Raw genomic sequence first — 22,806 nt, forward strand, 5'->3', positions numbered from 1 at the left:
ACTATATATTTTTAAGTTAAAATACACTTCATTATAATATACAAAATATTGTGCTAATATTTGTTTTTAATAAATTGTTTTTTATTAAAATTTATAAACAAAGGGGATGACAAACAATGTCTAAGTTACCACAACAAAATGATAGTCATAAACAGCCTAAAAAATGGCTGAAGATGCCACATATTTATGTGTTACTATTTATTTTTGGTGTTATTGCTACCATTTCTACTTATTTAATACCTTCTGGTGTATTCAAACGTGTAAAAGGTCCAGAGGGACGAGAAATGGTAGACGCTGACTCGTTTAAATATGTACAATCAGATCCAATTGGTCTTATCGATTTCATTACAATCATACCTAGAGGTTTGATAGAAGCTGGAGAAATTGTATTCTTCACTTTAATAATCGGTGGTATGTTTATGGTTTTACGTCGTACTGGCATTATCGAAATAGGGGTCGATAAATTAGCACGTCGCTTTATGAATCAAAGTATTTTTATTATTCCTGTCTTAACTATTACATTTGCTATTATTGCTACTTTAATTGGTACAGCCGAACTATCACTCGTATACATACCAGTTATCTTACCGTTAATCATCGCACTTGGTTATGATTCCATTACGGCCAGTGCTATTGCTTTGTGTGGTACGGTAGTAGGTTTTACTATAGGGGTACTTAATCCAATCAACACAGGTTTAGCACAAAAATTGTCTGGTATTCCCGTCTTTTCAGGTTTAGGTTTTCGACTAGTTTTATTCGTAATTGTTATTATAGTTACCGTATTATTTATAATGAGACATGCCAAAAAAGTAAAAAGTAATCCTTCGTATAGTTTAGTTTATGAAGAGGATCGAGAAAAACGTGAAATTTATAAAGATATTACGCAACATCAACCACTTGTGGCAACAAAACGTCAAAAAATTGGTATCGCAGTAGTCTTACTTTTCTTTATAGTTTTAGTTTACGGTGTTATCACACAAGGCTGGTTCATGGTCGAAATGTCAGGACTTTTCATTGTTATGGGTATTGTCGTCGGCTTAATCACTGGACTCAACACTCAAGAGATTTGCGAAGCCTTTAATGATGGTTTTAAAGATGTCTTAATGGGAGCAATCATTGTCGGTTTAGCCCGTTCCATCGCCGTTGTACTTGAAGATGGTAAAATTATGGATACGATTGTTCACAGCTTAGGTTCTGTACTTGATGGCGCCACACCAACGGTAGCTGCCGTTGGTATGTATGCTGTACAAGTTTTAATTAATTTCATTATATCTTCAGGTAGTGGTCAAGCATTAGTAACTATGCCTATCATGGCTCCATTAGCCGATATGTTAGGTATTACGCGACAAACAGCTGTCCTCGCTTTCCAATTAGGTGATGGCTTTACACACGTGTTTTATCCAACAAGTGGTTACTTTATGGCCGCATTAGCAATTGGCGGTGTATCTTATACTAAGTGGATTCGTTTCTTTTTCCCACTATTTATTATTTGGGCCGGTATATCAGTCATCGCATTAATTATTGCTCAGTTAACAGGCTACTCTTAAAAAATATATTATAAAAAAAGGATGACTTCTACGTTAATCACGTAAAAGTCATCCTTTTTATTGTAGATATTAGCACAAATTGTGTACTAACCATCCGACGAAATATGTTGTTTGAAAGCTACAACTATCAACTTACCGCTCATTAACTTTGCATTTTCTTAACTTTTTTAGGACCTTCATGTAGTTTAAATGATAATGCAAAAGCTAAGAATGTTACGATAGTGGCTACTATGAATGAAATGTTCACACCGTGAATAATACCTTCTGCTCCACCATCTGATACTGCAGCTAATGACATAATAGTAATAAATACAGCTGTACCGATAGCACCTGCCATCTGTCTAAATGTATTATTCATCGCTGTACCATGTGGTATTAACTGTTTTGGCAACTGATTAATTGCTAAAGTTGTCATAGGCATCATAACCATTGCAATAGCAACCATACGTATACTGTTCATTATAGTTAAATACGTAACACTAGTATGACTAGTTAAAAATGTAAATGGCAAGGTAGATAATGCTAATAGTAATAAACCAATTCGTGCCAACCACTTACCACCGAATTTATCAAACATGTAACCGGTGATCGGGTTCATAAGTCCCATAACTATTGCACCTGGTAGTAAGACTAAACCAGATTCTAATGCTGTAAGTTGTAACATATTTTGCATATATAGAGGCAAAATAATATTTGTGGCAATCATTACTGCAAAGACGAACATGCCTAAAATAGTACCAATGGTAAAAATATTATAATTAAATACTCTAAATTCAAGCATAGGTTCTTTGAGTTTCAATTGACGTTTAATAAAGAAGTATAATGTTACGACACCAATAATTAATGTGATAATAACACGCAGACTCGTAAATCCAGCTTCACTTACTGTACTAAAGCTGTATAATAAACCACCAAAACCAACTGTAGATAAAAGCACTGATAGTTTATCTAATTTTGGATGAGTTAACTCTGTAACATTTGATAATAAATAATACGCAGTAATAATATTAACTACCGCAATTGGTAAAATTACATAGAAAACACTTCTCCAAGTAAAGAACTCTACTAAAATTCCTGATAATGTAGGCCCTATCGCAGGCGCAAAAGCGATAACTAAACCGAATAATCCCATCGCTGTTCCGCGTTTTTCCTCTGGGAATAATAAGAATAAAATTGTTTGCATCAGTGGCATCATAATACCTGCACCTGCTGCTTGTAAGATACGACCGATTAATAAAATACTAAAATTAGGCCCAATTGCACAAATTAATGTACCTACTGTAAATATCCCCATCGCTGATAAGAACAATTGCCTCGATGTAAAACGTTCAATAAAGAACGCTGTCACTGGAATCATAATACCGTTAACTAACATAAAAATAGACTGTAACCATTGCACGGTACTATTAGATAGTTGCAAATCTTTCATAATGGGTGGAAGCGCAGTACCAAGTAATGTCTGATTTAATATTGTGATAAAAGCACCAGATAATAGCACAATAAATAATGGCATGTTTTTGCCCAAATTAAATTTTTCACTTTCAGCCAAAAAAACCCTTCTCTCTTTTTATTAAATTTTTATTGTTGGCCTCAACTTTAAAAATATAAGCGTTCTGTAGTTGTAATTTCGTGTTGTTGACTTTCATTGAGTAGCCAGAAAACCGCGAAAATACAATTGTAATAAGCCTTGAAATGACCGCTTTTTACCCTCGTCATAACAGCAATTATTAAATTGTACCACTTTCAAAATCACAAGTCTAATGACTGATTTATCACACAATTATAGCGCTGTTGACAATGTTCAACTATCTTGGTATAAACAACTTAACATTTAAATTGGAGATGATGATATGTTGCACCTAAATGCTACATGCTTAATACACAACGCATTTTGTAATGCTTTGTAAATCACTCACTTTTCACAAAGCATTATCTTACCTAAAATACGTTTTGTGAAAGGAAAATAAACAATGAATCTTAATCTATACCCATATCAATATAACTTTATTGCAGACAAAGTAGCACATTTACTCAATGTTTATCATTCAGTGAATGACCCTAAAACAGTAACATCTATTCAAGAAGCCGTACGAGAAGACATACTTCAAACCTTCCCAAGCACAAATTCTGAAATTACTAACAGTATTGAAGTGCTAATGAATAGAAAGTGTTCCACAGCACAAGCTGAAAAGGTACTCAAATCATTTCAGTCCTATGTTATTCCTTTTGAACATCCGACCAAAAAACAAGTCGAACGCGTTTTTAAAAAAGTAAAAAAATTAAAAACGCCATTCATAAGTGATGAGGTCTTATTAGAAAGTACGTACATCGGCTGGAACGATATCGCATCAAATCGTAAGTACGTCATATATTATGATAGTAATCATCAACTTCAAGGATTTTATGGCGATATTACACAAAATACCGTCAAAGGATTTTGTGCAATATGTAATAAACAATCCAACGTCACGTTATTTACAAGAAAAACAAAAGCTACTAGTGATGGGCGCTATACTAAAAAAGGTGATTACATTTGTTTAGACAGTACGAAATGTAATCAACAATTATCAGCAATACAGCAGTTCTATCAATTTTTAACGAAAATCGAAGCACAGTAGTACTTTCAGACTGTCGATAACCCTTAGGTGATAATTCGCCTAAGGGTTATTTGTTTATATATTAATTAATGTATTAAATAACAGCGGTCATTTATCATTGGTAGTACTTGAGCCGACTCCTGCGGGAATAGCACTCGCCGAAGACTACAGGCTGAGGAAGTGCCCGCGGAAAGCGTGCACAAAAACTGCCAACAAAGTTAGTACTTCATCGAAAGTCTATGAACTGGATGCATCAATGATGTTCGAGCGTTTTTTGCTCGATACCTTGATGTTTTACTGTTTTATATAAGTAATAAAGGTATTTGCCACAGAATATTTATTTTGCACTCCTTTAGTCAGAGCGGTGAAATAAATATAATAGTCAAAAGGATTGCCAATAGGTATTTGTTCAATCATTCCACTTTCAATTAATAAATCTTCTTCCAACATTAAACTCGACACAATACTAACACCTAAACCTTCAGCTACTGTACGTAGCACTACTCCTGGGTTATTTGTGCGAAACACAATTTTTAACGGCCCATTAACCTCTTCAAATGCTTTAAAATTATGTTGATAAAAACTACGATCATATAAAACAAATGGATATTGTTGTATTTCCTCTAAACTCACTACATCTTTTAACACCAATTTAGATTTTTTGGGCACTATTAATTTAAAATCACTAGTCCGATTTAATGAATGCAAGGTTATAGTTGAACTAAGTTGTTCATTATCACGAATACCTATTAAACCAATATCTACTTCATTATTTTCTACCAACCGGATGATATCTTCACGTGAACTTTCAAAAATTTCAACATTTATATGTGGGTAATCTTTCTTAAATGCTGATAATGCCTTAGGGATAATTTTATTGAATAAAGTAGGAATAGTGGCGATAATTAAAGATCCTTTCAAATGAGAAGTCATCGCTTCAACTTCTGCTGACAACTTGTCACGCGAATCTAAAATATCAATAATAAAGGGTATCAATTGTTTACCTTCTGGCGTTGGTAACGTCCCTTTACGTGAACGATGAAACAATGTATAACCTAGTTCTTGTTCTAAATTCGCTAATGATTGACTCATAGCTGACTGACTAATATGAATCGCTTCTGCAGCATGAATCATAGACTCCAATTCGTAAATCTTTTTGACATATGCCAGTTGCTCAAAATTCACCAAATCCCCTCACTTTAGTAAAACTTATATTAATATCACAAATTCCAATTATACATAAGTATATTTTAATTATTATAATATTAATTGTTTTGATATTACAACTAAAAGGAAGGTCTTACTATGTATGACAAACTATGGTCTAAAGATTTTATCTTTATTACTATTGTTAATTTTTTAATGTATCTCATACATTATGCGCTTATTGTGTCCATTACTGTATTCACAATAGAAAAATATAACGCTTCCGAAAGTATGGGAGGATTGGCAGCTGGTATTTTTATCATTGGTATGCTGTTTGGTAGATTATTTGCCGGAAGAATTATAGATAATATGCAACCTAAAAACGTCTTGTTAGGTGGCATTTTATTTTCTATTGTTACGGTAGCATTTTATTTTGCTATACACAGTCTAATTATTTTAATGATAGTTCGTTTATTACATGGCGTTGCATTTGGTTTATCATCCACTGCAACTGGTACTATGTCTTCGCGTATTATTCCCGAAAATCGTAAAGGCGAAGGAATTGGCTATTATGCTTTAAGTGTCACAGTAGCTTCTGCTATCGGTCCATTCGCTGGTATTATTATCAATCAAAATTTAGGCTATCAAGGAAACTTTTTACTTTGCTTGATTGTTATTTTACTAGCATTTGTTGTTGCGTTAAGTATTAAAAAATTACCTTTATCTAAACCATCAACTGACAAAACACGCCCTTCTGGAATACAAGCTTATGTTCAAAAAGAAGCACTACCTATTGCAATGGTCGCAGCCTTAGTAGGTATAGCCTATTCTAGTGTGCTATCATTTATGACTGTTTTCACTGCTAAAATTGATTTGGCAGCCGCTTCCAGTTTCTTTTTTATAGTTTACGCCGTAAGTACATTTGTTACACGCCCTATTACTGGAAAAATCTTTGATCAATACGGAGAAAATAAAATTATGTATCCAGTACTCGTTAGTTTTATCATCGGGTTGATAACGCTAGGAATGACAAATGGTAGTATTGTTTTATTTATTTCTGCGATCTTTATTGGTATTGGCTACGGTACAGTTATCCCTAGTGCGCAAGCCATTGCTATCCAACAGTCACCAAAAGAAAAAATTGGTCTAGCCACATCTACTTTTTATATGTTTGCTGATCTAGGTGCTGGTATTGGACCATTTATTTTAGGCTTCATTATTCCATTTATTGGTTATCGTTATTTATATATTGTCATGGGACTACTCGTTATCGTATCACTTTGTGTTTATTATTTCGTACATGGCAAAAAAGCGTCACAACAACAGTATAATACCTAATAAAATAAAACAGAGATTATGGCTGACTTCCATAATCTCTGTTTTATTAATAAATTTAGTGACTGCACCTTTGATAATGTTGATTAGTAGAATAAAATGTACTCATTAAGTATGTTAAAGACTCTATGTCACTGTTCATGTTAATCATAAAAACGCCCAGAACATTATTAATGTTCTGGGGAACATGATCACCGTAGTGACTATATTTTAAAACTTGTCTTTTAAATCATTCGCTTTATCTTTTGCTTTATCTTTTAATTCTTCTTGTTTTTCTTTGTCATCTTTCACTTCATTCACTTTGTCTTCAGCTTGGTCTTTAAATTCGTCAAATTTACTCATTATAAATTCCTCCTTAAGTTGAATGTATATTAACTTTACCACTTATAACTTTATTTAAACTTAATTTTTAAATTTTTTGATAAATCTACTTTACTATATTATCTATAATGCTTATTAATATAAAAAATCATTTTTCTTTAAGTTTTAATTAAGTATTTTATCTATAACTAAATAGACTGCACAACGTAGTGTACAGTCTAGCTCAGTATACACTTCACTGTTCTATATTTAAGTGTTGTGCTATTTCAAATTTTTTATTTTCAAAATCCAAGTTTTGTTGATCGATCGGTTCACCTTGCTCAATTACATGTTTCACATTGTCTAGTTGAAATTGCCATCCAGCAAAATCTAAAATGATGTGCGGAAAAGTATAAGGTAAATATTCTTCTAACGTTAATATCGTACTATTATTGTCTGCTTCTAGCTGAAATTTTACTTCTCCTACATCCCATGTATAACTTATACGTTGGTCCTCAGCAAATTCGGTAATATGCATTGTTTCATAGTTGTCACCTTCTAAATGAAAGTAAATATGTCCGCCTACTGCGCGTTCGTCCACTTCTAATTGTGGAAACCATTGTTGAATACCTTCCGTCGTACTTAAATATTTAAAAACCGTCTGTGGTGTAGCTTCAATATATGTTTTCGCAGTTTGATATGCACCATTGTCATCTTGTGAATATTTAATATCCATTAGAATCCTCCACTCATTAATTGAAATCCATTATATTTATTACCCAGTATTACCACGGCTTAGTGATAAATCTCCACTTTTTTTCACTGCTTTATAATACACTGCAATTAAGAATATAAACCATAATGGTGTGATATACATACCACTGCGTGTTTCAGGTGTAACAGCTAAAATGACTAGCACAAATACGAAGAATATTTGCACAAAATACGCCATCGTTAGACCACCTGGCAATTTGAAGCTACTCGTTTTATGTGATTGAGGTTCATTTTTACTATATTTTACGTAAGCATGCATAATAAACATCCAATTAATAATTAATAATATAGTCGATAAAGATGTAACATAGAAAAATACTTGTGTCGCATTTGGAATGAAGTAATTCATGATTACAGTTATCGACAACAATAAACAAGTGACCATAATTGCCACAAAGGGCACGCCTTGTTTATTTTGTTTTAACAATAGTGGATGCACTTGTTTTTTATCTGCTAATCCAAATAAAATTCTACTATTTGCAAAGATTCCACTGTTACATGAAGATGAAGCAGCAGTTAACACGACGAAATTGATCAATCCTGCCGCGAAAGGTACACCGATTAATGCAAATAATGCTACAAATGGACTGTTATCTGGATTTGCTTGATTCCAAGGTATGATAGACATAATAACAGCCAATGCCCCAACATAAAATATTAAAATTCTAATAGGTACATTGTTTATGGCCTTAGGTATCGTCTTACGTGGGTCTTTCGTTTCACCTGCTGTAATACCCACAATTTCAATTCCAGTAAATGAAAAGACTACCATTTGAAAGGACATTAAAAACCCGGAAGCACCATGTGGAAAAAAGCCGCCATGTGAATATAAATTAGATAAGCCAGTTGTGCCATAATGTGTATTAAAAGCAAAACAAATCATGACAATACCAATGACGATTAATGCAATAATTGTCACTACTTTAATAATAGAAAACCAAAATTCAAGCTCACCAAACATTTTCGTACTTGCCAAGTTCAATGTCATTAAAATTAAAATACACGCAAGAGATGTAATCCAGTTTGGTAATTCTGGCAACCAATATTCAACATATTTGGCAACGGCAGTAATTTCTGCCATGCCAGAAGTAATCCAAGTTAACCAATACGTCCAGCCTGTCAAAAATCCAGCTAATGGCCCTATTTGATCATGAGCAATATCAGCAAATGTTTTATATTGCGTATTAGAAATTAACATTTCCCCCATTGCACGCATAAACATAAACAGTACAAATCCTACAATAATGTAGGTCAATAAAATCGAAGGCCCCGTCAAACTAATCGACTGGCCTGCACCTAAAAAGAGTCCAGTGCCTATCGCTCCTCCTATAGCAATCAATTGAATATGTCTATTGCTTAGCTCTCTATTTAACTTATGTGCCATCTAATTCCCCATTTGTTTATTAGATTAAAGTATGCATGATAAATATGTAGTTTATTCAAACCCCTTTTTGAACAAACAATTGTACATTCATAAACATATATCAACAATACTTTATTGTATAATATTCTTTTTTCTAAAAAATTCAACAATCTTTAAATTTTATAATATTTTTGTTTATTTAATCAACATTTTACATAAAAATAAATTAATGGCACAACATAGTGATGATAACGCTTACGCTACAATATTTGAAATGGGTAATTATACTATATATAATAATAAACTAACAAAGGGAGTTGATTTCACGATGAAAAATAATATTTATGGTAATGTACCAACTTTTCTAGGCAGCAAGAATTTATCACATGCAACTGAATTAGATACTGATGTCCTTTTTTATGGCGTACCGTTTGAAGGTGAAAGCACTTGGGGAGACTATACTGGAGTGGAATTAGGTCCAAAACAAATTCGTTTATCTTCTGCTCGTTATAGCCAATACTTACCCGAACTTAACCATATTGATGTCAGCAAACATTTATCTATGGGTGACGTGGGAGATGTCCCTTTCGTAGCGCATGACAATAAGCAAAGTTATGACAATATAGAAAGTTTTGCTTACAATTTATGGCAAACGAATAAATTTTTAATCGGCCTTGGTGGCGAACATGGTGTTACATATCCAATCTTAAAAGCATTAACTAAAATGAATAAGCGTGTAGGTATTATACATTTAGACGCACATTACGATAATATGCCTGATTATGAAGGTGAAGCATATGCACGAAGCACACCTTTTATGCGTTTGTACGAAACTGATGGTATTAGAAATGAAAGTATCATCCACACAGGCATTCACGGACCGCGTAACAAACCTGAAACTGGTCAATATGCCGAACAAGCAGGCGCCGTGACATTAACCATTAATGATATTCGCGAAGCCACAAACTTAAAAAAATTAGCTAAAGATATTTATGCTTTAGCTAGTAAAGATGTAGACGTCGTCTATTTAACTATTTGTAGTGACGTATTAGATTTCGCCTTTAATCCAGGTGGCCCAGTTGATGGCAACGGTATTACTTCTTATGAATTATTAACGTTAATTCATGAATTTGGCAAACTTGGTTTGTGTGGCATGGATTATGTAGAAGTATATCCAATGCAAGATGCCAATCAAAATTCTGCTCATTTTGTCTCTACAGCTGTACTTTACGTATTAGCCGGTCACGCGAAATATTTAGGTAAACTATAGGCCTAAGCAAACAGGGGATGTGGTTCTGATGTTGGGTGGTTTCAAAAAAATACTAAAATCTTTAGGTCCAGGAATGATTATTACTGCTTCATTTATTGGCCCGGGTACTGTAACTACCATGACTCAAGGTGGTGCAGGTTTTGGTTATAGCTTATTGTGGGCAGTAGTATTTTCTATCATTGCGACGATTGTATTACAAGAAATGATTATTAGACTTTCTCTTGTCACTCGAGAAGGTTTGGGTGAAGCGATTCAGGAATTGTTTGCCCATAAAATCGGTAAATTTATCATTGTCTGGTTTACACTTATTGCAGTTACTATTGGCTGTGCGGCGTATATAAGTGGAGATCTAATAGGGACCTCTTTAGGTGCTTCATATTTATTACAGTTGCCTGAGCATTTAGTGGCACCAGTAATCGGTGTAATTATTTTACTTATCGGCTTATTTGGGAATTACCGTTTCTTAGAAAAAATCATGCTTGTATTAATGGTTATTATGGGACTTATTTTTATTATTACGATGATTGTGATTCAACCTGACGTCATTGGAATACTGCAAGGCGTCTTCGTTCCCACAATACCAAATGGTTCAATTTTAACGGTTATCGCGTTGATTGGTACAACTGTTGTTCCGTACAATTTCTTTATACATTCTACAGCTGTACATGAACGTTTTAAAGATTTAACTGATTTAAAATTTGCCAGATGGGATACTATTATTTCAATTACTATTGGCGGAGTTATTTCTGCCGCCATTTTAATCTCTGCTGCAACTTTAATTAAAGGCGAGGAAGTTACTAGTGTAATTCAGCTAGCGGGACCGCTGAAACCGGTGTTTGGAGATTTTGCTCCTATTATTATTAGTATCGGGTTATTTGCGGCTGGTTTATCTTCTGCCATAGCCTCTCCTACTGGAGCAGCTGCGACAATAAGTAGCTTGTTAGGATGGAAAGGTGGTATGCGCAGCAAAAAATATAAAGCAGTATTCGTTGTTATTATCATCATAGGTATTATTACTTCTGCTTTAGGTTTTGAACCGCTACAAGTATTACTTATTGCACAAGCTTTAAACGGAATTATTTTACCACTTGTTGCCATATTAATCATAATTATTATTAATAAAAAGAAACTTATGGGCAAATATGCAAATACATGGCAACTTAATATCATTAGTTTTATTGTTGTCTTAGTTGTTACATTTTTAGGTCTTTATAGTTTAATAGATGCCGTTAAGAATATTTTTGCAGCATAATAATTGAGACTGGGACAGAATTAATTCATCCCAGTCTCCTTTCATATTGTCAGTAGATGACTAAGCTAAAATGTGCTTCACATTAAGCTTTTTTCAATTCTGGTCATCCTTACCGAGGGTACGACGAAACCTTTGTAATAAAACGAGATTCTGTCTCACTCCCTCAGTTTATTCTGGCCTAGGAGCTGTCGCCAATTGTGATACCTCACGCATTATCCTCGCCTTTTTATACCCATGAATATCATGTAACTCGTTGTAAGCTTCAAACAATGTTTGATAACGTTCTACTTTAGTTGGGTCTGGCTCAACTTCATAGAGTACTGGCTCCTTCATTGCTTGAATGGCGCTATCAAATGTAGCATGTGCATTACCACTAATCGCCCCTAGTATTGCAGCTCCAATAGCTGGTGCATATTCACTATCGATTACAGTTATTTTTTTGTTGAGCACATTTGCATAAATATCCATCAGCAATGGATTTTTCTTCGGAATACCACCACAAGCAAAAACACGATCTACCGTCATCTGCCATCCTTCATATTGTTGCATAATCATTTTCGTTCCAAATGCTGTAGCTTCCATATAGGCTCTATAAATTTCTGCATGCGTCGTTTTCAATGTCATACCAAACAAACAACCTGTTAACTGACTGTCACTAAGTACGCTACGATTACCATTATGCCAATCAAGTGCGATTAATCCACTTTCACCCGGATAGAGCTGTTCTGCTTTTTGATTTAACACCTCAAAAATCGAAATACCTAGTTGTGTTGCTTCCTCAACATAAGCAGCGGGCGCCTGTTTAGCCACATACTCAAATAAATCTCCTACTGCAGATTGTCCTGCTTCGTACGCATAGATACCTGGAATGATCGCACCTTTTACCGAACCAGAAATCCCTGGCACTTTGTGTTGTGTTTTATTTAACATTAAATGGCAGGTGCTTGTTCCCATCACCATAGTCATTTCTTTATCTTGTTGTGAACCAATGCCTAACAAACTGGCATGAGCATCAATAATAAAAGGACTTACTTGTGTTTCTGGATCTAAACCTAGTTGTTCAGCCATATCTGCGCTAAGTCTTCCTGCAGTCTCACCTATTTTAACAATAGGTGCATCGACTTTAGTACGCACAATTTCTGAAAGTTCTCCATCTACTTTATCGAACAAATCATAATGAAATCCTTCCTCTTCTTCCCAAAACGATTTGAAGCCAAGGCCACAGTTCGATCTAATATTTCTCCCTGTCAGTTTGTTCACAATCCAGTCTCCAGCTTCCATAATATAGCTTGTTGCTGCCATCACCTCAGGAGCTTTATTGTTTACTTCTAAAATTTTAGGAATCATCCATTCACTACTTACATTAAAACCATAATATCCTAACCAACGATTTTTTTCAGCCAGTGCCGTTGTAAATAATTGATCTGCTTCTGCTTGTGCGCCATGATGTTTCCACAATTTAACATAGGCGTGTGGGTTATTTTGAAACTGTGCTAAATTATGAACTGGTTCTAACGTTTCATCAACAAACATGACAGTTGATGAGGTAAAATCAATACCAATACCCACTATTTCCTTAGGTGAAATAGCTACATCAGCCAACATAGCTGGTATACCTTCATTAATTACTTCCAAATAATCATTAGCATTTTGTAAGGCAAATTCACGTGGTAATTCCACACCATTCAAACTTTTTTCTATCGTACCATGGGTATATGGTTTAACATATTGTGTTACTATTTCTCCAGTTGACGCATTAATTAAAAACACTCGCCCTGAACTTGTCCCAAAATCAATCCCTATACTATAACTCATAAATACCCTCCGTCCTTTTAACATGGAAACGTTTTCTTAAATGATAAGCAAAATCGACTAAAAAATCAATATACACAACGCTTAATAAACAAGTAGCTACATTTTCATTGTTCATTTATGTTTGTTTTTTCTTAATTCATCGCTTATTATATGAAATATAAACAAAAACAAACATTTTCTGAGGTGGTATATGATGAATATTCAATCAACTGCTTATCGTTTAACCGCACCTGGTGTCTTTGAAAAAACTACACTGTCACATGATTTTAATGAAGGCGATATCGTCGTGAAACCGACAAAAGCAAGTATCTGTCATGCAGATTTGCGCTACTATACTGGTAAACGTCGCCCAGAAGCATTAGCTAAAAAATTGCCAATGGCTTTATTCCATGAAGGTATTGGTGTAGTAGAACAATCCAAACATTCAACTGTAGATGTAGGTGATAAAGTCGTAATCGTGCCTAATATTCCTTCAAGACTGCGTAAAACTAGTTTTCCTACTACTGAACTTTTAGATAATTACGATGAAAATGCATTATTTATGGGCAGTGGATATGATGGCATTTGTCAAAGTCATATGGTAGTTCCCGGTGATAATGTCGTTAAAATTCCGTCAGACTTAAATGAAGATGTCGCTTTATTAGCTGAATTATGTTCAGTTTCTTTATTTCCTATTAATCAGCTACAACAACTTACTACTACAGAAGCACCACAAGTAGCAATTTTTGGTGACGGACCGGTAGGTTACTTAGCAGCCAGTGCACTTCATTTTATATATGATATTCATCCTTCAAACTTAATCGTCTTTGGTGCGGATTCACAAAAACTAGCCGCTTTTGAGTCATTTGCTACAACACACTTAGTATTTGACTATAACTTCACACAACATCGCGGTGTACACACTGTCTTTGAATGTACAGGTGGTCATTTTTCAGAATCTGCAATCAATCAAGCAATTGACTTAATTGAACGTCAAGGTCAACTTATTTTAATGGGTGTCACAGAAGATTTAGTAGGTATTAATACGCGTGACATTTTAGAAAAAGGATTAACACTGTCCGGTAGTTCACGTAGTACTAAAAGAGAGTTCGAACAGTTAATTGCTGCTTTTGCTAACCCAAACTATCAACAAGTTTTACAACAATTAATTCCTGAACAAGCCTATGATATTTACAATACTGCAGATTTAACTACTGCTATGGAAGATACAGTTCAACATAAAGGCTGGACAAAAACCTACTTACAATATCATTGGTAAGTGAGGTTGGACTTTACCGTACACAGCTTTATTACTCTATATTAATATTAAACTGAGGTGTTTTGTATGTTACCAGCTGACAGAGAACAGCGCATCATTACTTTTTTACAAACTAATAAACAAGCTACTGTGCGTACTTTAGCTACTGAATTTAATGTACATGCTGCAACTATTCGTCGTGATTTACACAAACTAGAACAATTCAACCAAATTAAGCGTACACATGGTGGTGTCGTGTTAAATAATACCGAAGTTTGGGATGAACTTAATTTTGATGATCGTGAAACTACTTTTTATGATGAAAAAAGACGTATCGGCCAGAAAGCGGCTGACTTCGTGGATGATAATGACACACTGATTATTGATTCTGGTTCTACAACATTACACTTTGCACATGCTTTAAAATCAAAACACAATTTGACAATAATCACGAATGATATTTATATTGCTTCGTTGTTAAAATCGAGTGGTCATCATATTATTGTTACAGGAGGATCTTTACATCCAGATAATTATGTTTTAAATGGTGCGTTAACGCTAACTAACTTAAGTTCATTCAACCCGCTCAAACTATTTTTAGCTACACCAGCGATTGATGCGCATAAAGGTGTAACGCATTATAATGACACATTAGCTGCAACTAAAAGACAAATGGTCGCTCAAGCAAAAGCGGTTTATGTTTTAGCTGATAGTTCCAAATTCGATAAAGTTTCATTATACTCTGTTTGTAATCCCCAACACATTACTACCTTAATTACTGACAACACGCACTCAGACATTAATTGGGATGATTATCAGGCACATGTCGAACAACTTATAATTATTGATACCCCCACTACTACCTAAGTGCAAAAACAATGTTATTTCCTAACAAACAGGTTATTGGTATAATAACTTTATAAATTAACAACGTTGTTATAAAAAGGAGCGCTAATTCATGAATACTAATCACACGCACATTTCCTATCCAAATTCCCATACCATTACGTTACAAAATAATGAGCAGACTTTCTATTGTACATTACGTATATTAGAACCACATATCATTAATATGAAACTCACACCTACAGCACCCATTGAGTTACCTACATACACTGTAACTCCTTTCGATACTGTTTTACCTTATGAAGGCTTATCCCGTTATCATACCCAAAACTTTAGCCTACCTGACTTTACGACAAAACTAGATGCTGACACATTGACTGTTCAAACCGCTCTCCTTAAAGTAATCATCAACACGTCAACTTTGCATTGTGACTGGTATCAACTAAATACAGCTCAACAATGGTTACCATTATTTAGTGATAGAAAAACACAAGCCTATCAACACCATATTGCCGCTACACATCCAACTTGCCACTATATCTCACGTTCGTCTGAAGAACAATATTTTGGTTTAGGCGAAAAAACAGGCGGTGTAGATAAACATGGTCAACGCATGCGTATGACCAATATTGATGCGATGGGCTACAATGCCCAATCTACCGATCCTTTATACAAACATATTCCTTTTTACATTACACACCATCGTGATACTAAACAATCATATGGTTTATTTTACGACGACTATCAACGTTCTGTTTTCGATTTAGGGAAAGAGCTCGATAACTATCATGGTTACTACCGTTATTATGAGACAGCTGCTGACTTTCTCGATTACTATGTGATAGGTGGCAACAGCATTAAAGCAGTTGCTCAACATTTCAGTCAGTTAACTGGACGACCAACACTATTCCCAAGTTGGAGTGCTTCCTATTCAGGTTCTACAATGCAATATACAGATGAACCTCACTCTCAACAACGACTCAACCAATTTTTAACAGACTGCCAGCAGCATAATATTCATGTTCGTTCTTTCCACTTATCTTCTGGCTATACGTCAATTGACGATAAACGCTACGTATTTAATTGGAACTATGATAAATTTCCGGATCCAAAAGGTTTCGGACAAAAATTCACTGACAATAATGTTGAAATTGTTGCTAATATCAAGCCATCTTTAATGCTAAACCATCCTTTATTAGAAGAAGTATTAGCTTTCAATGGTTTTATTACAGACAGTGATGGTAATCCTTTAAAAATTCAATTTTGGGATGACCAAGGTTATTATTTAGATTTTACCAATCCACAAACAATAGCATGGTGGCAACAACAAATTAAAAAACAGTTGCTCGATAACCATATAAATTGTACGTGGAATGATAATAATGAATTTGAAATTTGGGATGATAACGCAACAGTATATGGATTTAATGGCCAATGTCAACGCTTCAATGACTATCGAGCAGTTATGCCTTTATTAATGTCTATGGCTTCAAGAGAAATTCAACAAACTGCGACAGCTACAGATTATCCATATATTATTAGTCGTTCGGGCTGTGCAGGTATGTCTAAATATGTCCAAACTTGGACAGGCGACAATGCTACAAGCTGGGAAACATTGGAATACAACAACTATATGGCACAAGGATTAAGTCTGTCTGGAGTACATAATTTTGGTCATGATATCGGTGGTTTTTCCGGTCCTAAACCGGACCCTGAATTATTTGTCAGATGGGTGCAAAACGGTATCTTTTATCCAAGATTCTCGATTCATTCTTGGAATAGTGATGCAACGGTGAATGAACCTTGGATGCATCCTTCTGTGATGCCAGAAATCACAGCTGCAATGTTACTCCATGAACGTCTCGTCCCTTATTTTGATAAATTACAACAATTGAGTCACCAAAATTTTGAAGCCATTGTACGCCCTACTTTTTATGATTTTGAAGAGGATACAACAACGTTAACTAATACATCTGCTTGGATGCTTGGACCGGATCTATTGGTAGCTCCAATAGTGGCACAAGGACAGCAACAAAAATCAATTTACTTACCTGCTAATGATAGCGGTTGGATAGACTTCTTTACAAAGCAATATTATGATGGTGGTCAAACTATTACAATACCTGTCACTCTAGGTACTATTCCGATTTTTGTAGTTAACGGTAGCACAATTCCGTTATTAGATGACACTTTAACAGACACCACTCATCATAATTTCTCGTCATAACCTATTATAAAATATTACAGTCACTCTAAAATAAGAGAGTTAGGAACAATTTACTGTTCCTAACTCTCTTTAGTTTGCTTGCTACTTTAATATTTGTTAACCATTAAAGGCTACAGGATTTGGTCCGATACGCTTGTCTTGATTTAATTTATCTAGTGCTGTCATTTGCTCCTCAGATAATTCAAAATTAAATACATCTAAATTTTCTTCTATACGTGTTGGCGTTACTGATTTCGGAATCGTGACTACACCATGTTCTATATTCCAGCGAATGATGATTTGTGCGGCAGATTTACCTAATTGTTGTGCAATAGTATTTACAACCTCATCTTGCAAAATTTCGCCATTCATTAATGGTGACCATGATTCCATTCGAATATCTTCTTGCATCAAATAATCTCGCAATGTTGCTTGTGTTAAATATGGATGAAATTCTACTTGATTAATTACAGGCTTAATTGCAGTTTGTGCTTTTAAAGTTTCTAAATGTTCAATATTAAAATTACTCACACCAATATTGCGTACTTTCTTTGTTTGGTACAATGCTTCCATACCTTGCCATGTTTCTACCATTAAAGTACTATTCGTCCCTGGCCAGTGCATCAAATATAAATCTAAATAGTCTAAGCCTAAATTAGTTATTGATTGTTCATAGCCTTGTACAACTTGATTATATCCAAAATCATCTAACCATAATTTTGACGTAATAAATAAATCTTCCCGTTGAATACCAGCTGCTGCTATACCTTCTGCAATCCCTTTACCTACCATTTCTTCATTACCGTATACTAACGCGGCATCGATACTACGGTATCCACTTATAATTGCATGTTTCACCGCATCTTTAGCTGTATTATCATTTTCCACTCTAAATACCCCTAACCCTAATTGAGGCATTAATTGACCGTTATAAAATTTAACTTGTTTCATTGTTACGCTCCTTTAGTTAGCATTGCGCTAAGTTGTGTTCTTTTTCTTTTATATAAAGTACATACATCATTCCACTGGCTACAATAACCATAATGAAGGCAAAAAATGGTGTCATCATTACTGAAAATTGTTCTAATACATAACCACCGATTACTGAGCCAAGTGTAATGCCAACGTTAAATGCAGAAATATTTAAACTTGAAGCAAAATTGACTGTTGCTTTATTATCACGTTCTGCAAATAACACTACAATTAATTGCAAACCTGGGACGTTCATAAAGGCAAATAAACCCATTAATAAAATTGCCAATAACCCTAAAAAGTGTAAATGTGTTGTAAAACCAACGACTAATAATACGAAAGCTTGAATTAAGAAAATCACACTCAATGCTTTCGTAGGTGTTTGGTTAGTAAATTTACCACCAAGGGTATTCCCAATCGCTACCATAACACCGTAAACCACAAGTAATCCCACTACTGCCTGATCACTATAACCTAAAGCATGTGTCAACATAGTTGTTAAATAAGTATAAACAACAAAAGTACCTCCATAACCCAATGCAGTAATTAAATAAACCATCATCAAAGATTTGTTTTTAAAAACTTTTAATTGTTGTGCAATTGGTGTCTGCTCATACTCATTTAAATCCTTCGGCACGACAATTATATTTGCTATTAAGCTGAGTAGCCCTATAAGTGCGATAGTTACAAATGACATCTGCCAACCAAATGTTTGTCCAATCCACGTACCAAATGGCACACCTGTAATCGTTGCAACTGTTAACCCTGTAAACATCATCGCAATTGCGCTAGAACGTTTATCCGCTGATACTAAATCACTGGCAATTGCAGTTGCAATAGACATAAAGACACCGTGCATTAATGCTGATAAAATACGCATGGCCAACAACATACTAAAACTTAATGCAAATGCTGCTAACAGATTTGCTACAATAAAAACCACCATAATACAAATTAATAAATGCTTTCGTTTCATTTTATTAGTTAATGGCGTCAATACTGGTGCACCAATTGTGACACCAATCGCATATAGTGAGACCGTTAACCCTGCCAACGGTAACGTAATACCAAAATCATCTTTAATTAAAGGTAATAGCCCCACGCTAATAAACTCCGTCATTCCAATCGCAAATGCTGAGATAGCAAGTGCTATAATCGCAAAATTGTGCTTTTTCATATTCACCTTTCCTTTCGCTTAACTTAATATGTGTGTTATTATATACGCAACAAAACTAATAAGTAAGTACGTACTTTAAAGTCATATAGATACCTAAAAGTACTGTAGGTACTTTAACGTAACTATAGAGGTGAAAATCATGTTAAGAGAACATTATAATATTGGTGTAGAGGCAACCATTGATGTTTTAGGTGGTAAATGGAAACCAGTAATTTTATGTCATTTAAAAGACAATGGCACGCTTCGTACATCTGAATTAAAACGCGCAATTCCCAACATTACTCAAAAAATGTTGACGCAACAATTACGAGAGCTTGAGGAAGATTGCATCATTGAACGCATTGTTTACCAACAAGTTCCACCTAAAGTTGAATATGTGTTATCTGATTATGGTCAATCTCTTGGCAATCTGCTTTCTACCCTTTGTGAATGGGGAGAATTTCATATCGAAAAAATGTATCAAGAAGGTCGTGATGTATCTTTAGAAAAGCAAGATTTTGTTCATATTCCTTCCAATAGACAACCCAATTAATTGCATATAAATTTTTCAAAGCAAAAGAGCCATGAACATTAATAAATGTTCATGGCTCTTTTTACTATCATTTATGGCATATTTAATACTGCCATGGGATGTCATCAATGGATTTATCCTTATGAATTATATCCTACGCATGTACGCGGTACTGGTGGCGGATTTACTACAACGATTAGTAGAATCGCCTCAGCTATTAGTACATTTTTCTTCCCGCTATTATTATCACAGTTGGGATTAAGTATTACTTTGTATATTGCAGGAGGATTACTATTTATTGGTTTTATAGTGTCTTACTTCTTAGCACCAGAAACCAAAAATATGAATTTAACTGAAGCTGCAACCATCACAAAAGCATAAAAAAGGGAGTGGGACAGAAATCTAATTTGATAAAAAGATTTCGTCGTCCCACCCCGGCAAGGATGACTAGCATTGAAAAAAGCTTGGTTTGAAGCGCATTTTCAATACAGTCATCTACTGCCAAAATGCAAAGAGGCTGAGACAGATCAATTTTGTCCCAGTCTCATCTTTTTTATGTCATTGCTATGCTTCAATTCATTAAGTTCATGCTATAGCTTGCATGTTTACACACCAGAATAAGATGAAAAGCCGCCATCAACAGGCACCACAATACCTGTGACAAAACCACTTTGACTGTTGTCCATTAACCAATATAATGTACCTAAAATTTCTTCAGGTTCACCAAAGCGCCCCATTGGAGTTTGCGAAATGATTTTTTCCGCTCGTTCTGAATAAGAGCCATCATCATTACGCAACAACCCTTTATTTTGTTCAGTTTCAAAAAATCCAGGTGCGATCGCATTGACTCTAATTTTTCCTGCAAAGTATGTTGCTAACCATTGTGTAAAATTACTTACAGACGCTTTTGCACCACTGTATGCTGGAATTTTAGTTAATGGGGTAAATGCATTCATCGATGAAATATTAATAATAGTTCCACCATCTGCTTGCACTATATCTTTACCAAACACTTGTGAAGGCAACACAGTTCCAGTGTAATTTAGTTTAAAGACTTTATCTATGCCTTCCTCAGTTAAGTCGAAGAATGACTTATCACTGTGTTCGTCATAAAATTCATCATCTGTCGTTGCATTGGGATTATTGCCCCCTGCACCGTTGATTAATATATCAATATTACCAAATGCTTGATTAAATAATTGTTTTGCTTGGCTAAGCGCATTTTTATTTAAGACATCTGCGACAAGACCAATTGTGTGTTTGCGTTCAGCATCAATGTCATCTTGTAATTGGACAATTTTATCTTCTGAACGGCCTAAAATCCCAACATTTGCACCTTTGGTTACTAATGCTTTCACAAACGTTGAACCAATTACTCCTGTAGCCCCTGTAATTACTACGTTAACGCCTTGAAATTGTGTCGTCATTCTGGACTCACTCCTTCTATTAAACCATTAATATATGTGGCACCTAACGCACGGTCATAAAGGCCATAACCTGCTTTACCTGTTTCTCCCCAGATCATTCGTCCATGGTCTGGTCGTATTGTACCTTTAAAACCTATGTCGTGTAGTGCTTGTACTATAGCTTTCATATCGACTGAACCTTGTTTTGATAAATGGCCCGTCTCAACAAATGAATATTCTCCCATACGTTTTACATTACGCATATGCATAAAATGAATATGGTCACCGAACGTACGAATCATTGCTGGTAAATCGTTTTCCGCAAGTGATCCAAGTGAACCTGTACAGAAACAAATACCGTTATTTTTACTCGAATTAATAGAGAGCAAACGTTCATAACTGTCTTTATTTTTAATAATTCTTGGAATACCAAAAATAGGCCATGGTGGATCATCCGGATGAATTGCCAGATCAATATCATGTTCTATAGCAGTAGGCAACACATTATCTAAAAAGTAAGTTAGATTTTGCCATAACTGTTCGTCCGAAGTTTGTTGATAAGCTTTGATAAGTTCATTCATTTCTTCACGTGAATAACTTTCATCCCAACCTGGTAAATTTAACTCAGTAGTTAATGGGTCGATATCTTTAATTTGATTGTGATCATATATTAAAGTGTTCGAGCCATCTTGTAACGGGTAATCAAGCTGTGAACGTGTCCAGTCAAAGACTGGCATAAAGTTATACGTTACTGTTTTGATACCATTTTCCGCTAAATTAATTAATGATTCCTTGTAATTTTCAATTAATTGGTCACGATTATCTTTACCTAGTTTAATGTTTTCATGCACTGGTAAACTTTCCACCACTTCAAATTTCAACCCTGTAGCTTCTATTTGCTCTTTTAACTCTTTAATACGTACTGACGACCATACTTCACCTACTGGCACATCATAAATTGCCGAGACAATTTGTTTCATATCTGGAATTTGTCGGATATGCTCTAATGTTACTGGGTCATCTTGACCATACCATCTAAATGATAATTCCAT

Annotated in this window: 20 protein-coding genes; 10 read left to right on the forward strand and 10 right to left on the reverse strand. The window is 34.8% G+C overall.

All coding sequences use genetic code 11. The annotated features are described in order from the left end of the window. Positions 1-116 precede the first annotated feature (116 nt). Positions 117-1,547 carry a YfcC family protein gene (locus KA845_RS00090; RefSeq protein ID WP_103388436.1) on the forward strand — a complete coding sequence of 477 codons (1,431 nt, stop codon included), beginning with the start codon at positions 117-119 and terminating at the stop codon, positions 1,545-1,547. A gap of 142 nt (positions 1,548-1,689) precedes the next feature. Here KA845_RS00090 and KA845_RS00095 read toward each other — a convergent pair whose 3' ends face one another. After that, entirely contained in the window at positions 1,690-3,060 is a 1,371-nt protein-coding gene (locus KA845_RS00095) for an MDR family MFS transporter (protein WP_369946171.1), read from the reverse strand. 457 nt (positions 3,061-3,517) lie between these two features. Between KA845_RS00095 and KA845_RS00100 the strand changes: the two genes are divergently transcribed. Further along, positions 3,518-4,165 (forward strand): FusB/FusC family EF-G-binding protein, encoded by a 648-nt coding sequence (locus KA845_RS00100; protein ID WP_210127731.1) that lies wholly within the window; start codon positions 3,518-3,520, stop codon positions 4,163-4,165. A gap of 273 nt (positions 4,166-4,438) precedes the next feature. Here KA845_RS00100 and KA845_RS00105 read toward each other — a convergent pair whose 3' ends face one another. After that, complete coding sequence (locus KA845_RS00105; RefSeq protein ID WP_210127732.1) at positions 4,439-5,329, reverse strand: LysR family transcriptional regulator; 891 nt, start codon at positions 5,327-5,329, stop codon at positions 4,439-4,441. Between the two features lie 120 nt (positions 5,330-5,449). On the opposite strand from KA845_RS00105, the gene KA845_RS00110 reads away from it, so the two are divergent. Next, positions 5,450-6,628 (forward strand): MFS transporter, encoded by a 1,179-nt coding sequence (locus KA845_RS00110; protein ID WP_021459871.1) that lies wholly within the window; start codon positions 5,450-5,452, stop codon positions 6,626-6,628. A 207-nt stretch (positions 6,629-6,835) separates the two neighbouring features. Here the strand turns inward: KA845_RS00110 and KA845_RS13070 are convergent, their stop codons facing one another. From KA845_RS13070 to KA845_RS00120, 3 genes are all read right to left on the reverse strand, one after another. Continuing rightward, a complete protein-coding gene (locus KA845_RS13070; RefSeq protein WP_002509501.1) occupies positions 6,836-6,967 on the reverse strand; it encodes a hypothetical protein in 132 nt (43 codons plus the stop codon). A gap of 214 nt (positions 6,968-7,181) precedes the next feature. Next, complete coding sequence (locus KA845_RS00115; protein ID WP_002509500.1) at positions 7,182-7,661, reverse strand: SRPBCC domain-containing protein; 480 nt, start codon at positions 7,659-7,661, stop codon at positions 7,182-7,184. Between the two features lie 39 nt (positions 7,662-7,700). Then, positions 7,701-9,083 carry an amino acid permease gene (locus KA845_RS00120; RefSeq protein WP_002509499.1) on the reverse strand — a complete coding sequence of 461 codons (1,383 nt, stop codon included), beginning with the start codon at positions 9,081-9,083 and terminating at the stop codon, positions 7,701-7,703. Positions 9,084-9,390: 307 nt separating this feature from the next. Here KA845_RS00120 and KA845_RS00125 point away from each other — a divergent pair, with 307 nt between their 5' ends. Both KA845_RS00125 and KA845_RS00130 read left to right on the forward strand, forming a co-directional pair. Further along, the gene (locus KA845_RS00125; RefSeq protein ID WP_167868121.1) at positions 9,391-10,332 is read left to right on the forward strand and encodes an agmatinase family protein; all 942 of its coding nucleotides are present in this window, start codon (positions 9,391-9,393) and stop codon (positions 10,330-10,332) included. 28 nt (positions 10,333-10,360) lie between these two features. Continuing rightward, positions 10,361-11,584 carry an Nramp family divalent metal transporter gene (locus KA845_RS00130; protein ID WP_167868122.1) on the forward strand — a complete coding sequence of 408 codons (1,224 nt, stop codon included), beginning with the start codon at positions 10,361-10,363 and terminating at the stop codon, positions 11,582-11,584. 168 nt (positions 11,585-11,752) lie between these two features. On the opposite strand, the gene KA845_RS00135 is transcribed toward KA845_RS00130, so the two are convergent. After that, entirely contained in the window at positions 11,753-13,399 is a 1,647-nt protein-coding gene (locus KA845_RS00135; protein WP_107373977.1) for a ribulokinase, read from the reverse strand. A 193-nt stretch (positions 13,400-13,592) separates the two neighbouring features. Here KA845_RS00135 and KA845_RS00140 point away from each other — a divergent pair, with 193 nt between their 5' ends. From KA845_RS00140 to KA845_RS00150, 3 genes are all read left to right on the forward strand, one after another. Then, a complete protein-coding gene (locus tag KA845_RS00140) occupies positions 13,593-14,657 on the forward strand; it encodes an alcohol dehydrogenase catalytic domain-containing protein (RefSeq protein WP_002509495.1) in 1,065 nt (354 codons plus the stop codon). Positions 14,658-14,723: 66 nt separating this feature from the next. Then, positions 14,724-15,503 carry a DeoR/GlpR family DNA-binding transcription regulator gene (locus KA845_RS00145; RefSeq protein ID WP_112369029.1) on the forward strand — a complete coding sequence of 260 codons (780 nt, stop codon included), beginning with the start codon at positions 14,724-14,726 and terminating at the stop codon, positions 15,501-15,503. Positions 15,504-15,594: 91 nt separating this feature from the next. After that, positions 15,595-17,709: a glycoside hydrolase family 31 protein gene (locus tag KA845_RS00150; protein WP_225975806.1), complete on the forward strand. Its 2,115-nt coding sequence runs from the start codon at positions 15,595-15,597 to the stop codon at positions 17,707-17,709. Positions 17,710-17,805: 96 nt separating this feature from the next. On the opposite strand, the gene KA845_RS00155 is transcribed toward KA845_RS00150, so the two are convergent. Further along, a complete protein-coding gene (locus tag KA845_RS00155) occupies positions 17,806-18,639 on the reverse strand; it encodes an aldo/keto reductase (protein WP_103388443.1) in 834 nt (277 codons plus the stop codon). Positions 18,640-18,655: 16 nt separating this feature from the next. Beyond that, entirely contained in the window at positions 18,656-19,837 is a 1,182-nt protein-coding gene (locus tag KA845_RS00160; protein ID WP_167868124.1) for an MFS transporter, read from the reverse strand. 139 nt (positions 19,838-19,976) lie between these two features. Between KA845_RS00160 and KA845_RS00165 the strand changes: the two genes are divergently transcribed. Next, positions 19,977-20,369, forward strand: a complete 393-nt coding sequence (locus KA845_RS00165; RefSeq protein WP_002509489.1) for a winged helix-turn-helix transcriptional regulator — start codon at positions 19,977-19,979, stop codon at positions 20,367-20,369. A 51-nt stretch (positions 20,370-20,420) separates the two neighbouring features. After that, positions 20,421-20,729 carry an MFS transporter gene (locus tag KA845_RS00170; RefSeq protein WP_157950637.1) on the forward strand — a complete coding sequence of 103 codons (309 nt, stop codon included), beginning with the start codon at positions 20,421-20,423 and terminating at the stop codon, positions 20,727-20,729. A gap of 224 nt (positions 20,730-20,953) precedes the next feature. Here the strand turns inward: KA845_RS00170 and KA845_RS00175 are convergent, their stop codons facing one another. Continuing rightward, positions 20,954-21,775, reverse strand: a complete 822-nt coding sequence (locus KA845_RS00175) for an SDR family oxidoreductase (protein WP_167868125.1) — start codon at positions 21,773-21,775, stop codon at positions 20,954-20,956. Beyond that, positions 21,772-22,806, reverse strand: coding sequence for a mannonate dehydratase (locus tag KA845_RS00180; RefSeq protein ID WP_167868126.1), 1,035 nt, complete (start codon positions 22,804-22,806; stop codon positions 21,772-21,774). Before KA845_RS00180 ends, KA845_RS00175 begins: the two co-directional genes overlap by 4 nt.

The sequence above is a fragment of the Staphylococcus sp. GDX8P114P-2 genome, assembly GCF_017892945.1.
Lineage (GTDB): Bacteria > Bacillota > Bacilli > Staphylococcales > Staphylococcaceae > Staphylococcus > Staphylococcus arlettae.

What these genes read in the sequence shown, in the direction of transcription:
- KA845_RS00095 (WP_369946171.1), bottom strand. Translation starts at nt 3,060, where the DNA reads ATGCCATTATTTATTGTGCTATTATCTGGTGCTTTTATCACAATATTA.
- KA845_RS00125 (WP_167868121.1), top strand. Translation starts at nt 9,391, where the DNA reads ATGAAAAATAATATTTATGGTAATGTACCAACTTTTCTAGGCAGCAAG.
- KA845_RS00165 (WP_002509489.1), top strand. Translation starts at nt 19,977, where the DNA reads ATGTTAAGAGAACATTATAATATTGGTGTAGAGGCAACCATTGATGTT.
- KA845_RS00100 (WP_210127731.1), top strand. Translation starts at nt 3,518, where the DNA reads ATGAATCTTAATCTATACCCATATCAATATAACTTTATTGCAGACAAA.
- KA845_RS00175 (WP_167868125.1), bottom strand. Translation starts at nt 21,775, where the DNA reads ATGACGACACAATTTCAAGGCGTTAACGTAGTAATTACAGGGGCTACA.
- KA845_RS00180 (WP_167868126.1), bottom strand. Translation starts at nt 22,806, where the DNA reads ATGGAATTATCATTTAGATGGTATGGTCAAGATGACCCAGTAACATTA.
- KA845_RS00110 (WP_021459871.1), top strand. Translation starts at nt 5,450, where the DNA reads ATGTATGACAAACTATGGTCTAAAGATTTTATCTTTATTACTATTGTT.
- KA845_RS00120 (WP_002509499.1), bottom strand. Translation starts at nt 9,083, where the DNA reads ATGGCACATAAGTTAAATAGAGAGCTAAGCAATAGACATATTCAATTG.
- KA845_RS00150 (WP_225975806.1), top strand. Translation starts at nt 15,595, where the DNA reads ATGAATACTAATCACACGCACATTTCCTATCCAAATTCCCATACCATT.
- KA845_RS13070 (WP_002509501.1), bottom strand. Translation starts at nt 6,967, where the DNA reads ATGAGTAAATTTGACGAATTTAAAGACCAAGCTGAAGACAAAGTGAAT.
- KA845_RS00170 (WP_157950637.1), top strand. Translation starts at nt 20,421, where the DNA reads ATGGCTCTTTTTACTATCATTTATGGCATATTTAATACTGCCATGGGA.
- KA845_RS00140 (WP_002509495.1), top strand. Translation starts at nt 13,593, where the DNA reads ATGAATATTCAATCAACTGCTTATCGTTTAACCGCACCTGGTGTCTTT.
- KA845_RS00090 (WP_103388436.1), top strand. Translation starts at nt 117, where the DNA reads ATGTCTAAGTTACCACAACAAAATGATAGTCATAAACAGCCTAAAAAA.
- KA845_RS00160 (WP_167868124.1), bottom strand. Translation starts at nt 19,837, where the DNA reads ATGAAAAAGCACAATTTTGCGATTATAGCACTTGCTATCTCAGCATTT.
- KA845_RS00130 (WP_167868122.1), top strand. Translation starts at nt 10,361, where the DNA reads ATGTTGGGTGGTTTCAAAAAAATACTAAAATCTTTAGGTCCAGGAATG.
- KA845_RS00115 (WP_002509500.1), bottom strand. Translation starts at nt 7,661, where the DNA reads ATGGATATTAAATATTCACAAGATGACAATGGTGCATATCAAACTGCG.
- KA845_RS00155 (WP_103388443.1), bottom strand. Translation starts at nt 18,639, where the DNA reads ATGAAACAAGTTAAATTTTATAACGGTCAATTAATGCCTCAATTAGGG.
- KA845_RS00145 (WP_112369029.1), top strand. Translation starts at nt 14,724, where the DNA reads ATGTTACCAGCTGACAGAGAACAGCGCATCATTACTTTTTTACAAACT.
- KA845_RS00135 (WP_107373977.1), bottom strand. Translation starts at nt 13,399, where the DNA reads ATGAGTTATAGTATAGGGATTGATTTTGGGACAAGTTCAGGGCGAGTG.